The sequence below is a fragment of the Sulfurimonas sp. genome, from assembly GCF_047622445.1.
Taxonomy (GTDB): domain Bacteria; phylum Campylobacterota; class Campylobacteria; order Campylobacterales; family Sulfurimonadaceae; genus Sulfurimonas.
Genome location: NZ_JBLHOE010000002.1, coordinates 1 through 11623 on the forward strand (window position 1 = coordinate 1; position 11623 = coordinate 11623).

The window sequence follows — 11623 nt, forward strand, 5'->3', positions numbered from 1 at the left end:
TGAAAAACATGATTAGTATACATCGTGGACTTAGTAAAAGTATGAAGTTAAATTTAGTCGATTATTATCTTGTGAATTATAAGAAAAAGTAGAAAAGTAAGCACCCGTTTTTTTCATTAAGTCGAAAAGTACAATATCCCCTGAATCGTGGCCGTATGTATCGTAGTATTCTTTAAGGTTATTAATATCTATCATTAAATGAGAAAGATATGTTTTATTACGTTTGGCTGTTGCAATATTTTCTTTGAGGCGTCGTTCATAAAAAAGACGATTTGCTAACTTAGTTAAAAAATCTGTCTCACTGCTTATTCGCTTTCTTAAGTTCTTTCATTCGACTTGCTACAACTGATTCAAGTTTAGTATTCATTTGATTAAGTTTTATTTCGGTAGACATACGCTCTGTAATATCTATCGAAACAATCATAAAGTATTCTAATTGATTTTTTTGATCATACATAGGTGTAATTGTTGAATGGAACCATAAATCATTTCCATTTAAATCTTGTAATGAAGCCTCTTGCGTCATACTTTTTCCCGTATCTCTTGCAGATTTTATAGTTTTAGTCATCTCATCGTGGAATGATTGAGGATAAAAATCAAGAGGGTATTGTTTACCGTAATAAGTACTAATATCAGCAATTTGCAAAGCTTCATAACCTGCTCTACTCATGTATTGGAGATTAAAACCAAGGTCTATTATTTTTGTACAAACAGGCGAACTTTCAATCCAAGAGTTACGTCTACTTTTAGCATTTTGTAATAAATCTTGATTATTGGTAGGAGGAGAACTTGGCATTTTAATTCCTTACTTCTTTCGTATATTATGGGAGTATATAATTTGCACTTAACAAGGAAGTTTGAAAGTAAAAATAAAGAACAATGTGAAATTAGGCTTAATGAAAAAAATAGGAATAAAACTAGGTGTTTAGAGATATTTTATCTGAGAAGGTTCTTATCTCTAATTATGCCCAAAGTGAACTAACTAAGGATTACACCAATGTAATAGATGGTGATGTATTTTTCCGATGAATAAGTTACTTAAAATACATAATAGGTTTGATAAAAGTTTGAAGCTAAAAAAATGGTCTCCCCACAAGGACTCGAACCTTGAGCTATCCCTTAGGAGGGGACTGCTTTATCCAGTTAAGCGATAAGGAGATGAAAATAGATGCGTAGTATACAAAAGCTAAACCAATATAGCAATTATAACTACTATTTTTGTTTAATTTATTATCCTCAGGGCATTTTTTGAGATGAATTTAGGTTACCACTCCAAGTTCTAAATAGAACATCTTTAAATAACCTATTATATATTTACTTGGTGTTATCATATTGATAAATAACACCAGATTCATATTCTTGAACTAATGTAGTAAAACATTCTGCTACTTCTTTCATGGTTTCGATATTTGGTTCAATGTAAATTTTATTTTTATTTTTAGTCATAGTTATTATTTTTGCATCTTTTAGCTCTTTTAAATGGCGAGAGATAGTTGGTAATGCAAAATCAAAATGTTCAGCAATGCTAGTGACACAAGTTGCTTGAGCGATTATGTCGTCTGTTGGCTTCGTATCATCAATAGAACAAGCATATCCACCAGTGAAAATATTTTTAAAAATTTTAAATCTTGTTTCGTTTCCTAATGCTTTGAAAATCTTTATTTTATCATTCATATCTAGCATTCAACAACCTATATAATTATTTAATTAAAGTGAATTGTAGCATAAAGTTTTTTTATTTAGCAATTTAGGCAATTAACTTTTATTTAAGTTTTATAGCTGTAAGATAATAAATCTATTTAGCTAATAAGCTAACTAACATAAAAGTAAATTAAGGGAATTTAATGGCAAGTAAAAAAATCATGGCTACCGTTATAACTACAATCGCAGCATCATTATGTTGTATTACTCCAGTTTTAGCAGTTTTAGTAGGTGCAGGTAGTTTAGCAAGTTCATTTTCATGGCTAGAACCTTATCGTAATTATTTAATCGCTATTACTATTCTCGTTCTTCTATATGCTTGGTATGATAAATTAAAACCTGTAAAAGAAGGTATTGATTGCGCCTGTGATGAAAAATCTGGATTTTTTGCTAGTAAATTATTTTTATTTATGATTAGTATATTTTCAATTATAATGCTTAGTTTTCCTTTATGGGGATATCAATTCTTTAATATTGAAGCAGACTGTAATAGCTGTGAAACTGAAATTATAAAGAAAAAGCTACCAGAAATAGAGCTAAAAAAATATGTTAAAACTCCGAAACTTGCTTCTTTAGCATGTGAGACTGGCTCAACTTGTGCGGCTCCATATGAAAAAAAAACAAGAAAAAAAGTGGATGCCAATAGTCTTCCAGTTTTAAAATATATGGATGATGAATATAAAAACCCAACTCCATGTAATCAAGTTCCATGTAGTGGAACTGGTTATGTAGAGTTGGATGCCTTAATGTCTCAAGCTAGAACAGATGTTGAGGAAATGAGCCCAACTGTACTTAAAAAAATGATTGATAATGATGAAGAACTTGTTTTAATAGATGTTAGAGAAGTTATACAAAGATCTGAGGGCGAAATATATGCGAGTGAGTCTTATGCTATTCCTCGAACAAATTTAGAGTTTGAAATATTAAATAAGATAAAAGATAAAAATATAGTTATAGTTTTGTACTCTCGTCAAGGTGCAAGAAGCCTTTTTGCGGCACAATCAATTCAAAAACTAGGATATAAAAATGTTTATAACCTCAGCGCTGGTCTTAAAGGATGGGCAAGAGCAAACTATCCTTTTGATAATGGATTGGGTGTGGTCGTTAAAGTAGAGGATGAATAAACAATTACTGATATGATTGATATTACAGTAGATAAGGGAACATATTGTTTAGTTGAGAGTTCATCTTGTTCTCATAGTGACGAGAATGATTGAGCTGATTGGAAGTAAAGATTATCTTCATGTTACTCCTAAGCCAAGTGAACAAAAAAAAATATTTTGTTATAAACAAGAGAGTAAAACTTTTATTTAAAAATAATTATTCTTTCATTACTTTAAAATAATATTAATAAATCAATATATGTTAATATTTGGATTTAATTTTGCTACAATTTTCTTATTACAAAATAAGAGGACAGTATATGTTATTCGTAATTCGGCAACCTAAAGGTCTTCAAATCCTTACTGTAGATAATATATAATGAAAAAATTATTAATACTAGAAGATGACGTAGTCTTATTAGAAACATTAGAAGATGAACTCAGTAGTGATGATTACAGTGTAGATGTTGCTAAGCATGGTGAAGAAGTTTTGGATTTAACATCTAAGCATCGTTATGATTTGTATATATTTGATATTAATGTACCCTATATTAATGGCTTATCACTTTTAAAAGAACTGAGAGACTCAGGAGATAAAACTGCAGCTATATTTTTAACTTCCAAATATGAAGAACAGAGTCGGATAGAAGGTTTTGAAGTTGGTTGCGACGACTACTTAACCAAGCCATTTTCTTTGAGTGAATTAAAACTTCGAATAAGAGCTGTACTGAGAAGAACAACTAACAACGCTTGCGTAACTTTTGATAACATCAAAATAAATCTACATGACAACACCTTAGTAATAGATGAAAAAATTGTAGATATTGATAAAAAAACTTTAGAGATACTCCATCTACTTATATCTAGTCCAAATGTTATTTTTTCAATGAATAATATTATTGATAAAGTATATAAAGATAAAATACCCTCTCACACAGTAATAAGAGTGCACATTAGTAAAATTAATGCAATGTTCAAGGAAAAACGAATTCAGAATATTAGAGGCTTAGGATATAAATATGAGAGTTAATGAAAAAAAATCTTTATTCCGTTTCATACTCATATATTTAACTATATCACTTTTACTTTTTATTTCTCTCGCCTATTATTATTATGATGATCAAAAGCGGCTTATTGAAGATAGCCTTGCTCTTGAAATGAGCCTTTATGGTGGAGAGTTTAGAGATTTAGGCAAAGAAAAGTTTCCTGAAGGCTTTGAAGTAAAAGTATTACAAAAAGATAGTTATCCATACCCTGCATTTATAAAAAATAAAGACTCATACATAAGTACCTCATGTGGTGGTTTTGATTATCAAAGTAAGATAATTGTCATTGAAGCAAAACCATCAATACTACAAAAAAGAGTGAAAGAGTTAAAAGAAAAACTTTACTATTTTATGGGAATTGCATTTATAGTTAATTTTTTTATTTCTATATTTTTGTCCTGGATTTCACTTCGTCCTGTACGAGAATCCAATTTAGAATTTAGACGCTTTCTAGATGATGTTATACATGACTTAAATGCACCAATTTCTGCTATAGATATAAATCTAGAAAACTTAGCTAATAAGTATGAAGATAAGCAAATTATTCGGATAAGCCGTTCGGTAGAGACTATTAAAAATCTTTATCTAAATCTAGAAGTTTTACTTCAAAAAAGGCATAAAAATATTGTAGAACCAGTAAATATCTCCAAAGCTTGTGAGCATATTGTTTATCAACTTCAACCACTTTTTCCTAATGTATGTTTTAAGCTAAACGTTCCGGATTTAATTGTAAATGTGAATAGCTTTGTTTTTGAACGAATTCTTGTGAATTTAGTCGAGAATGCAGCAAAGTACACAAAAGAAAAGCCTATCGTAACTCTTGGAATAGATGAGAAGCAAAGATTTTATGTAAAAGATAATGGCCCTGGAATGCATACACCAAATGATTTTCTTGAAAGATCAGTGCAATCGAGTACAAAAAACAGTGGTTATGGTCTAGGTTTAAGTATAGTAAAAAGATTAAGTGATGAGTGTGGAATTAAATTGAGTATAGAATCTAGGATAGATGAAGGAACTATTATCTATTTTGATATCTCGAAACAGATAATAGAAAGTTAAAAGAACATTGCAAGGATAAAATCTTCTTTTTAAAATAGAAGATTTATTACATGAAAAAGAAAATGCTATGGGCTTTTCCTATATTATATTTAAAAGCTTTTGGTAATTACTTTCATGGGGGCGGTGCTATTTTAGAATACGATTCAAGCCAAGACCTGATAATACAAACTTGGATTAATCAAGGAGCCAAACAAAACTAGAAAATGAACACTCAGTGAACAATCCTTATGTACAATTTTGTATATTTAAAATATAAGGAAAGATATTATGAACAGAAGAGAATTTTTTACGACAGCTGGTTTACTTACAGCTACAACATATATGAGTGCTTGTGCAAGTAATGATAGCGCTACTCTTGTGCCAATAGATCAAGTAAAACCTGTTGGAGCAGTTACTCTTTATCATGAATTTAAGATAGCTGGTCCGGCAATTCAAAATATGATGACAGCAATGGGAGAGCAAGGGATAGCTTTAGATGCGAAAACAGGCTTTTTAAATTTTACTCTCAAGTTGATGGTTGGAGATTCAACAATGGTAAATAATTTACTTGCAGACACTGGTCTAAAAGGCGTATTGAAATCAGCTTATTATGATGCTGCAGCAGCTGGAAAGCGTGCTTTTACTTATGCTCTACTTATCAGATTTGATTCTTATGACAACATGATGGCATCAGATGTAGAGACATGGTTTACAGATACTATAAAACCTCTTTTATTCGTATATGCTCCAGGAACACCACCAACTAAAACTGCTTTAGCGCTTGATTACTATAAAGGTGTATATCAAACTATCGCAGCAGGCGACGCAAACGGTATATATCAAACTCAAGAAGAAATTGTAACGTTTCTTTCAACGCAACAAGATATGGAAAGTTCTGTGTATCAGCCAATACCTTTGGATGGAACAACAAGTGGAGCGAGCATAAGTGTTAAAAACCATGTAGCAATTTCTGATATAAATACTGATACTATAAATACAATGGCAACAGCTCTTCTAACAGTTGCGCAACAAACGTATCAACCAGAAACAAATGTGACAAATGGTACTTCTGGAACACTTAGTGATAGCAACTACAGAAAAGCTGTAACAACGGAAATATTACAAAATGCTTTTGCATATGGTGAAATGAGAAATTACTTATTTCATGGTGTTTGGGAATCAGTAGCTGATCATGAAAATTCTCATATTGATCCAAGGTTTATGGCAGCAGCAAATCCAGTTGGAGCTTATGTAATTGCTGGCCCATCAGAGCCATTTTACCAAACAATGATTTTACATAATAAACTATAATACTTACAGTATCTCATTCTTAAAAAAGGTATAAATGCTTTTTTATTTATACCTTTTTCTTCATAGTTCTTTGGACTTACCTTTGTAGTTTATCTTTCACAACATTAAAACATGGGTGCCTAAAATAGCGTTTAAACTATGGTGTATTTGGAGTAAACAAAGGTTTATATAAAGCTTTTTTAGAAGAAAAAAGTGTATCATCAACTACTGGAGAACTTCATTATCCTCAGGGCATTTCTTGAGGCTTTATCAACAAGAGTGAAAATTTCATCTATATTATTTTTTTGAGATGATTTTTTATGACCTTTTACTTTAATAAATTCACAATCTAAAATATCTATTTTCTTAAAAAAGTCTTTATATAGTGCATGATTTTTTATCAGCTTACCTTTACTTGTCATATAGTTCTTCTTTTGAAATCCTTCTCTTCTAGCTGATAAGCCAATAATATTTTGACAATCAGTATAGACTACTACTTTACAGTTTTGCAAACTTACTTCACCTAAAGCCCATAAAAGTGTTTCTAGCTCTAGTTTTGTTGAGGAGGTATTGTCAAACTTCTTAATTTTAATTTCTTTTGCTAACTCAGCACAAAAGAACTCTTCATTTTGTAAAAATAGATAAGCCCCAAATCCTATTTCACTTTGAGGGTTTACACTTCCATCAGTAAATAAGTAGGAAATTTTTTTGCTGTTACTCATATCTTATTTTACTGCAAGTTTTTTAAAGAACTATAAACATCTATAAGAAACTTTCTATATTTTATGTACAATACTAAAAAAATCACATACTCTTTAAAAAAATATGAATTTGATCAGGAATTAAAATGAAAATACAACATAAAAATAATATAGCAATGTTTATAGATTGTGATAATGTAAGTTCTAAATATATAGAAAGCATTTTTGATGATTTATCGCAGTATGGTACAGTAAATATTAGAAGGGCTTACGGGGATTGGAAAGATAAAAAACTTTATGGCTGGGAAAATATTTTACAAGATTATAACATTAAACCGATGCAACAATTTGCGTATACAAAAGGGAAAAATGCTACTGACATCGCTATGATAATTGATATCATGGACATACTTTATACAAAAGAGCTTGAAGCTGTAGTTTTAATAACAAGTGATAGTGATTTTACTCCTATTGTTACAAGAATATTATCTGATGGGCTTACTGTTTATGGGTATGGAGAATCAAAAACTCCTATGGCATTTGTAAATGCATGTTCCCAATTCATATATGTTGAAAAATTAAGTGTTTTAGAAAATGATGAAACAATTGAAAATACTGCTACTCACAAGAAACATCCTGCGGTGACTGAAGCTGTCACTAAATATGTTGGAAATAACTATGACATAAGAAAAGATTTTAAACTTATAAACTTACTCAAGCAGGGCGTTGAAAGAACATCAGATGAGCAAGGATGGGCAGATGTTAAAGATATGTCTTTGTATATAAGAAAAAATTCTTCTTTCTCTCAAGTTAACTATGGGTTTAAAAAAATGGGTGATCTTATTAAGGCAGTGGAAATATTTGATATCGAATATGAGGGAGAGAGAAAAACGCAATTAATGATAAGAATAAAAGAGAAATCGTGGAAATGATGTCATAAAAAACATCTTATACATTGACAACAGCTATTGTTAAATTGTAGGATACCTAAGGTATATATAGCTATTGAATTATGTTTATGTATTATGCTTGTGAAGGAGTGGATTCATCTGAAGGAGTAGAAATTTCTTCTTCTTGTTTTTCGTCATTGTTTTTAGCTTGTTTTTTCTTAAGCTTTTCTTCTTTTTTCTTCTTTTTTTCCATCTCTCGACCATGCTTTTCATAACTGTAGTTTGTTTTAGCCATTAATAATCCTATTTTAAATATTTTAAACGTTGTAGTATCGTTAAGTATAGCCAATTTTATATCATTTTTATTGTTTAGCAATCAGTTTTAGCATTTAGAGTCACATTTGTAAGTACTTTCAAGATTTTTTGGCTTAATAAAAACCTCATTAGTTTAAAATAAATACTGAGAGTTTAGCTTTTTATTAAAAGCATGTTATACTTTTGTAAAGTAGGAGGTATATTATGTCATCCGTAGCATTTATTTACGATCCAATATTTTTAGAGCATGACACAGGTATGTCTCATCCCGAAAATGCTAATAGACTTCGAGCTATATTAAAAGCAATCGAACCTCTCCGTGAACGTTTACTTTTTATCGAGCCCAAACTTGCATCCTTAGAACTTGTGATGCAGATACATCCTTCTTATCATATAGAACTTGTTGAAGAAAAAAGTATAGAGCAAGTAGAAATTGATGGAGATACTCAAGTCTCATCTAAATCTTATGAAGCAGCTTTGATGGCTGTTGGAGCTGGAAAAGAAGCGGTAGATATGGTTTCATCTGGTGAAGTGAAAAGTGCTTTTTGTGCAGTACGGCCACCAGGACATCACGCTACAACTAATCAAGCTATGGGCTTTTGTCTCTTTAACAACATTGCCATTACAGCTCGTTATGCTCAATCTATGGGGTATGAAAAAGTAATGATCATTGACTTTGATGTACATCATGGGAATGGAACACAAGAGATCTTTTATGAAGATTCTAGTGTTTTTTACTTTAGTACACATGAGTATCCAGCATATCCAGGTACTGGTGCATTTGATGAGCGTGGGAATGGTGAAGGGGAAGGATTTACACATAACTTTCCACTGCGCTCTTACAGTAGCGATGATGATATTCTTCCTATTTACGAAGAAGAACTTCTTCTTGATGTTGAAAGTTTTGAGCCCGATATCATTCTTGTCTCAGCCGGCTACGACTTACATAAAGCAGATCCTCTCGCGCAACTGCAAATAACTACTCAGGGGATAAAAAAGATTGTAGAGTCAATTATGCGTTCATCGGATGTTCCAAAAATATTTATGCTTGAAGGTGGTTACAATTTAAATGCTTTAGGCGAGAGTGTAGCCCAAACTCTGGATGCGATGATATTGGATTAACCCTAAATAGTTCAAAGGAAAAAAAATAGCTAAGTTGTAAATCCTTTTTTACATTAAGACGTCTTTTACATAATAATTTTTAAGTCATAATAAGTATAATCGAAAAATGAAACATACATCAATAACAAACATGTTAAAAGAGCTATACCTTTTTTCCTCTATGGATAATGATGAGTTAGAAAGGTTAACTGAAATATCCTCAGTTCATAATTATAAAAAAGATGAGCATGTTTTTATGCAAGGTGAATTAGGTCATCATCTTTTGATTGTAGTTGAAGGTATAGTGAGTGTTTTTAAGCATGACAATAAAGGCAATGAGATTATTATTAGTTTTTTTAAGCCTTTTTCATTACTTGGTGAAGCCGCTATTTTAAAAGGTGTTACTTTTCCTTCAACAGCTGTATGTAAATCCGATGGAGTAATACTAAAAATTGAATTTAAAAAGTTTAAAGAACTTTTTATGCATGATCCACATATTTCATTTGAGATTATTCAATCTTTACTAGACAAAATACAGCTTTTACAACAAAATATTCATTTCACCATTGCAAAAACAGCAAAAGAGAAAGTGTTGCATTTTTATGCAAATAATAAAGACTTGAGTCTTGAACTTAAAAAATATGAAATCGCTTCACTCTTAGGAATGAATGCAGAAACACTCTCTAGAAATATTAAAAAACTTATAAAAGAAGGTAAGTTACTTAAAGTTGACAATAGATATAAACTTCTATAAGCTTGCATAAAACATTGTTTTCTTGATAATTGTCAAAAAGTATTCTCATAAAAGCTTGTACTATTCCCCTATCAAAACTAAGGAATAAAAATGAATAATAATACAATAGCAATAGTTAAATCGACAGCACCTTTACTAAAAGAAAAAGGCGATGAAATCACATCTACGATGTATAAGTTTTTGTTTGAGCGTAACCCAGAAGTTAAGGACCTTTTCAAAGATGCAGAGCCAGAGCAGTATAAAAAATTAGCAAATGCTGTTTATGCATATGCGGCAAACATTGACAACCTTGGAGCACTTAAAAAAGGGATTGAAACAATGGCTTCTGTTCATGTTGAAAAAAAGATTCAAGCGAGTCATTATCCATTGGTAGCTGATGCGCTTTTAAGTGCAATTAAAGAAGTTCTTGGAGATACTGCAACACCTGAAGTTATGGCTGCATGGGAAGAAGCTTATTTATTTTTAGCTGATGTTCTTATTAAAAGAGAATCCGAATTATACAAGGAACAAGTAGCATAAGTTTCAATGAATATGTTACATAAAATGATTACATTCACTCAGAGAATGAAAGGCTATGAAAAAGCCCCTAAAAGAAAGCATTTCTCTGAAGTTATATGGTCATGGATAGGTGCATTTTTAGGCATCTATTTAGTGTCCATTTTAAGTAAATCGGCAGGTATCACGAGTACAGATGGATTATTTCTTATAGGTTCTTTTGGTGCATCAGCTGTTTTAATATATGCTGCACCACAATTAGATTTTTCTCAGCCAAGAAACTTCTTAGGGGGACAAGCTTTATCCGCACCCTCCTTTTGAACTTTCTCTTTTAAGTGCTATTGCAGTATCAGTGTCTATTGTTGTTATGCATGTTAGTAAAACTATGCATCCTCCAGGAGGAGCTACTGCATTAATCGCTGTTATTGGAAGTCAAGAGATACATGAACTTGGCTATATGCTACTAATAGCGCCAATTTTATCAGGGTCTATCATAATGTTAATGATTGGCTTAGTTGTTAACAATCTCTCCAGTAATCCAAAAAGACATTATCCACGGTACTGGTTTTAAAAAAAGACTCAAATAATAGCTTTACTTCTTTTCGTTTTTGTGTAAATTTCCACTAAAGTTTAGGTTCCCCACCTTCCATAAAATCTTATTTTTTAAACATATCAATAAAGGAAACCTTATGTTGGAAGTATTGCTAGGGACAAAGAACCGTGAACTAACATTACAGTATCTTCTTACGTTTAAAGAAGGGTATGCTTTTCTTGAAGAGTTAACGGCTCTGCTTAACAAAGCCAAAGAGTACTACAAACCTGAACTCAAAGAGAAATTTGAGCTACAGAGAAAACGACCACGAAGACCAGAGAAGCCACTATGAAAGATAGGTTGGCAGCCTATTATCACGGGGATGATGAGCAGTGTTTACAGCAGGCAGTTTGGATTGCAGAGCAAAATGAGTTTGATTTAGAATCTGTTAAAGAATGCTCAATTAAAGAAGATTCCGTAAAAAAATTTGAGATATTTTTAGATGCAATTACCAAAAAGTAGCCCATTTTCTTTTTATTTTTACTGATATATAAAAAGTGAATATTCACTCACAGGGGTGTAATTAAAAGGTATTTTATCCTGCTAGTTGGATTGTAATAATCTCTTAAAACTAGCCTCAAATTAGACAGACAATAA

Annotated in this window: 18 protein-coding genes and 1 tRNA gene; 13 read left to right on the forward strand and 6 right to left on the reverse strand. The window is 31.2% G+C overall.

What is annotated here, in order from left to right; genetic code table 11:
* Positions 1–30: 30 nt before the first annotated feature.
* The 4 genes from ACI9TV_RS00650 to ACI9TV_RS00665 form a co-directional block, all read right to left on the reverse strand.
* The gene (locus tag ACI9TV_RS00650; RefSeq protein WP_415248911.1) at positions 31–309 is read right to left on the reverse strand and encodes a diguanylate cyclase domain-containing protein; all 279 of its coding nucleotides are present in this window, start codon (positions 307–309) and stop codon (positions 31–33) included.
* Positions 299–796, reverse strand: coding sequence for a PAS domain-containing protein (locus ACI9TV_RS00655; RefSeq protein WP_415248827.1), 498 nt, complete (start codon positions 794–796; stop codon positions 299–301). The genes ACI9TV_RS00650 and ACI9TV_RS00655 overlap by 11 nt, the downstream gene beginning before the upstream one ends.
* A gap of 286 nt (positions 797–1082) precedes the next feature.
* Positions 1083–1158, reverse strand: a tRNA-Arg gene (locus ACI9TV_RS00660).
* Positions 1159–1314: 156 nt separating this feature from the next.
* Entirely contained in the window at positions 1315–1683 is a 369-nt protein-coding gene (locus tag ACI9TV_RS00665; protein WP_415248828.1) for an ArsR/SmtB family transcription factor, read from the reverse strand.
* Positions 1684–1844: 161 nt separating this feature from the next.
* On the opposite strand from ACI9TV_RS00665, the gene ACI9TV_RS00670 reads away from it, so the two are divergent.
* The 5 genes from ACI9TV_RS00670 (at position 1845) to ACI9TV_RS00690 (ending at position 6199) form a co-directional block, all read left to right on the forward strand.
* Positions 1845–2825, forward strand: coding sequence for a mercuric transporter MerT family protein (locus tag ACI9TV_RS00670; RefSeq protein ID WP_415248829.1), 981 nt, complete (start codon positions 1845–1847; stop codon positions 2823–2825).
* 358 nt (positions 2826–3183) lie between these two features.
* Complete coding sequence (locus ACI9TV_RS00675) at positions 3184–3834, forward strand: response regulator transcription factor (RefSeq protein WP_415248830.1); 651 nt, start codon at positions 3184–3186, stop codon at positions 3832–3834.
* Positions 3824–4909 (forward strand): sensor histidine kinase, encoded by a 1086-nt coding sequence (locus tag ACI9TV_RS00680; RefSeq protein ID WP_415248831.1) that lies wholly within the window; start codon positions 3824–3826, stop codon positions 4907–4909. Before ACI9TV_RS00675 ends, ACI9TV_RS00680 begins: the two co-directional genes overlap by 11 nt.
* Positions 4910–4959: 50 nt before the next feature.
* Complete coding sequence (locus ACI9TV_RS00685) at positions 4960–5109, forward strand: hypothetical protein (protein ID WP_415248832.1); 150 nt, start codon at positions 4960–4962, stop codon at positions 5107–5109.
* A 67-nt stretch (positions 5110–5176) separates the two neighbouring features.
* Positions 5177–6199 (forward strand): hypothetical protein, encoded by a 1023-nt coding sequence (locus ACI9TV_RS00690; RefSeq protein ID WP_415248833.1) that lies wholly within the window; start codon positions 5177–5179, stop codon positions 6197–6199.
* 200 nt (positions 6200–6399) lie between these two features.
* Here the strand turns inward: ACI9TV_RS00690 and ACI9TV_RS00695 are convergent, their stop codons facing one another.
* Positions 6400–6900 (reverse strand): ribonuclease HI, encoded by a 501-nt coding sequence (locus ACI9TV_RS00695; protein ID WP_415248834.1) that lies wholly within the window; start codon positions 6898–6900, stop codon positions 6400–6402.
* Between the two features lie 125 nt (positions 6901–7025).
* Between ACI9TV_RS00695 and ACI9TV_RS00700 the strand changes: the two genes are divergently transcribed.
* Positions 7026–7811: an NYN domain-containing protein gene (locus tag ACI9TV_RS00700; RefSeq protein ID WP_415248835.1), complete on the forward strand. Its 786-nt coding sequence runs from the start codon at positions 7026–7028 to the stop codon at positions 7809–7811.
* Positions 7812–7902: 91 nt separating this feature from the next.
* Here the strand turns inward: ACI9TV_RS00700 and ACI9TV_RS00705 are convergent, their stop codons facing one another.
* Complete coding sequence (locus ACI9TV_RS00705; protein WP_415248836.1) at positions 7903–8064, reverse strand: hypothetical protein; 162 nt, start codon at positions 8062–8064, stop codon at positions 7903–7905.
* A 224-nt stretch (positions 8065–8288) separates the two neighbouring features.
* Between ACI9TV_RS00705 and ACI9TV_RS00710 the strand changes: the two genes are divergently transcribed.
* From ACI9TV_RS00710 to ACI9TV_RS00740, 7 genes are all read left to right on the forward strand, one after another.
* A complete protein-coding gene (locus ACI9TV_RS00710; RefSeq protein WP_415248837.1) occupies positions 8289–9206 on the forward strand; it encodes a histone deacetylase family protein in 918 nt (305 codons plus the stop codon).
* 106 nt (positions 9207–9312) lie between these two features.
* Positions 9313–9939: a Crp/Fnr family transcriptional regulator gene (locus ACI9TV_RS00715; RefSeq protein ID WP_415248838.1), complete on the forward strand. Its 627-nt coding sequence runs from the start codon at positions 9313–9315 to the stop codon at positions 9937–9939.
* A 90-nt stretch (positions 9940–10029) separates the two neighbouring features.
* Positions 10030–10458: a globin domain-containing protein gene (locus ACI9TV_RS00720; protein ID WP_415248839.1), complete on the forward strand. Its 429-nt coding sequence runs from the start codon at positions 10030–10032 to the stop codon at positions 10456–10458.
* A gap of 6 nt (positions 10459–10464) precedes the next feature.
* Positions 10465–10755 (forward strand): HPP family protein, encoded by a 291-nt coding sequence (locus tag ACI9TV_RS00725; RefSeq protein ID WP_415248840.1) that lies wholly within the window; start codon positions 10465–10467, stop codon positions 10753–10755.
* A 31-nt stretch (positions 10756–10786) separates the two neighbouring features.
* Positions 10787–11005, forward strand: a complete 219-nt coding sequence (locus ACI9TV_RS00730; RefSeq protein ID WP_415248841.1) for an HPP family protein — start codon at positions 10787–10789, stop codon at positions 11003–11005.
* Positions 11006–11123: 118 nt separating this feature from the next.
* Positions 11124–11318 carry a hypothetical protein gene (locus tag ACI9TV_RS00735; RefSeq protein WP_415248842.1) on the forward strand — a complete coding sequence of 65 codons (195 nt, stop codon included), beginning with the start codon at positions 11124–11126 and terminating at the stop codon, positions 11316–11318.
* On the forward strand, positions 11315–11488 hold the full coding sequence (locus ACI9TV_RS00740) for a hypothetical protein (RefSeq protein WP_415248843.1): 174 nt from the start codon (positions 11315–11317) through the stop codon (positions 11486–11488). The genes ACI9TV_RS00735 and ACI9TV_RS00740 overlap by 4 nt, the downstream gene beginning before the upstream one ends.
* The last annotated feature ends 135 nt before the right edge of the window (positions 11489–11623 follow it).

Excerpts from the sequence above, each read along its gene's own strand:
- ACI9TV_RS00720 (WP_415248839.1), top strand. The coding sequence starts at position 10,030 with ATGAATAATAATACAATAGCAATAGTTAAATCGACAGCACCTTTACTA.
- ACI9TV_RS00710 (WP_415248837.1), top strand. The coding sequence starts at position 8,289 with ATGTCATCCGTAGCATTTATTTACGATCCAATATTTTTAGAGCATGAC.
- ACI9TV_RS00665 (WP_415248828.1), bottom strand. The coding sequence starts at position 1,683 with ATGCTAGATATGAATGATAAAATAAAGATTTTCAAAGCATTAGGAAAC.
- ACI9TV_RS00670 (WP_415248829.1), top strand. The coding sequence starts at position 1,845 with ATGGCAAGTAAAAAAATCATGGCTACCGTTATAACTACAATCGCAGCA.
- ACI9TV_RS00705 (WP_415248836.1), bottom strand. The coding sequence starts at position 8,064 with ATGGCTAAAACAAACTACAGTTATGAAAAGCATGGTCGAGAGATGGAA.
- ACI9TV_RS00655 (WP_415248827.1), bottom strand. The coding sequence starts at position 796 with ATGCCAAGTTCTCCTCCTACCAATAATCAAGATTTATTACAAAATGCT.
- ACI9TV_RS00735 (WP_415248842.1), top strand. The coding sequence starts at position 11,124 with ATGTTGGAAGTATTGCTAGGGACAAAGAACCGTGAACTAACATTACAG.
- ACI9TV_RS00740 (WP_415248843.1), top strand. The coding sequence starts at position 11,315 with ATGAAAGATAGGTTGGCAGCCTATTATCACGGGGATGATGAGCAGTGT.
- ACI9TV_RS00690 (WP_415248833.1), top strand. The coding sequence starts at position 5,177 with ATGAACAGAAGAGAATTTTTTACGACAGCTGGTTTACTTACAGCTACA.
- ACI9TV_RS00680 (WP_415248831.1), top strand. The coding sequence starts at position 3,824 with ATGAGAGTTAATGAAAAAAAATCTTTATTCCGTTTCATACTCATATAT.
- ACI9TV_RS00685 (WP_415248832.1), top strand. The coding sequence starts at position 4,960 with ATGAAAAAGAAAATGCTATGGGCTTTTCCTATATTATATTTAAAAGCT.
- ACI9TV_RS00695 (WP_415248834.1), bottom strand. The coding sequence starts at position 6,900 with ATGAGTAACAGCAAAAAAATTTCCTACTTATTTACTGATGGAAGTGTA.
- ACI9TV_RS00675 (WP_415248830.1), top strand. The coding sequence starts at position 3,184 with ATGAAAAAATTATTAATACTAGAAGATGACGTAGTCTTATTAGAAACA.
- ACI9TV_RS00715 (WP_415248838.1), top strand. The coding sequence starts at position 9,313 with ATGAAACATACATCAATAACAAACATGTTAAAAGAGCTATACCTTTTT.
- ACI9TV_RS00725 (WP_415248840.1), top strand. The coding sequence starts at position 10,465 with ATGAATATGTTACATAAAATGATTACATTCACTCAGAGAATGAAAGGC.
- ACI9TV_RS00700 (WP_415248835.1), top strand. The coding sequence starts at position 7,026 with ATGAAAATACAACATAAAAATAATATAGCAATGTTTATAGATTGTGAT.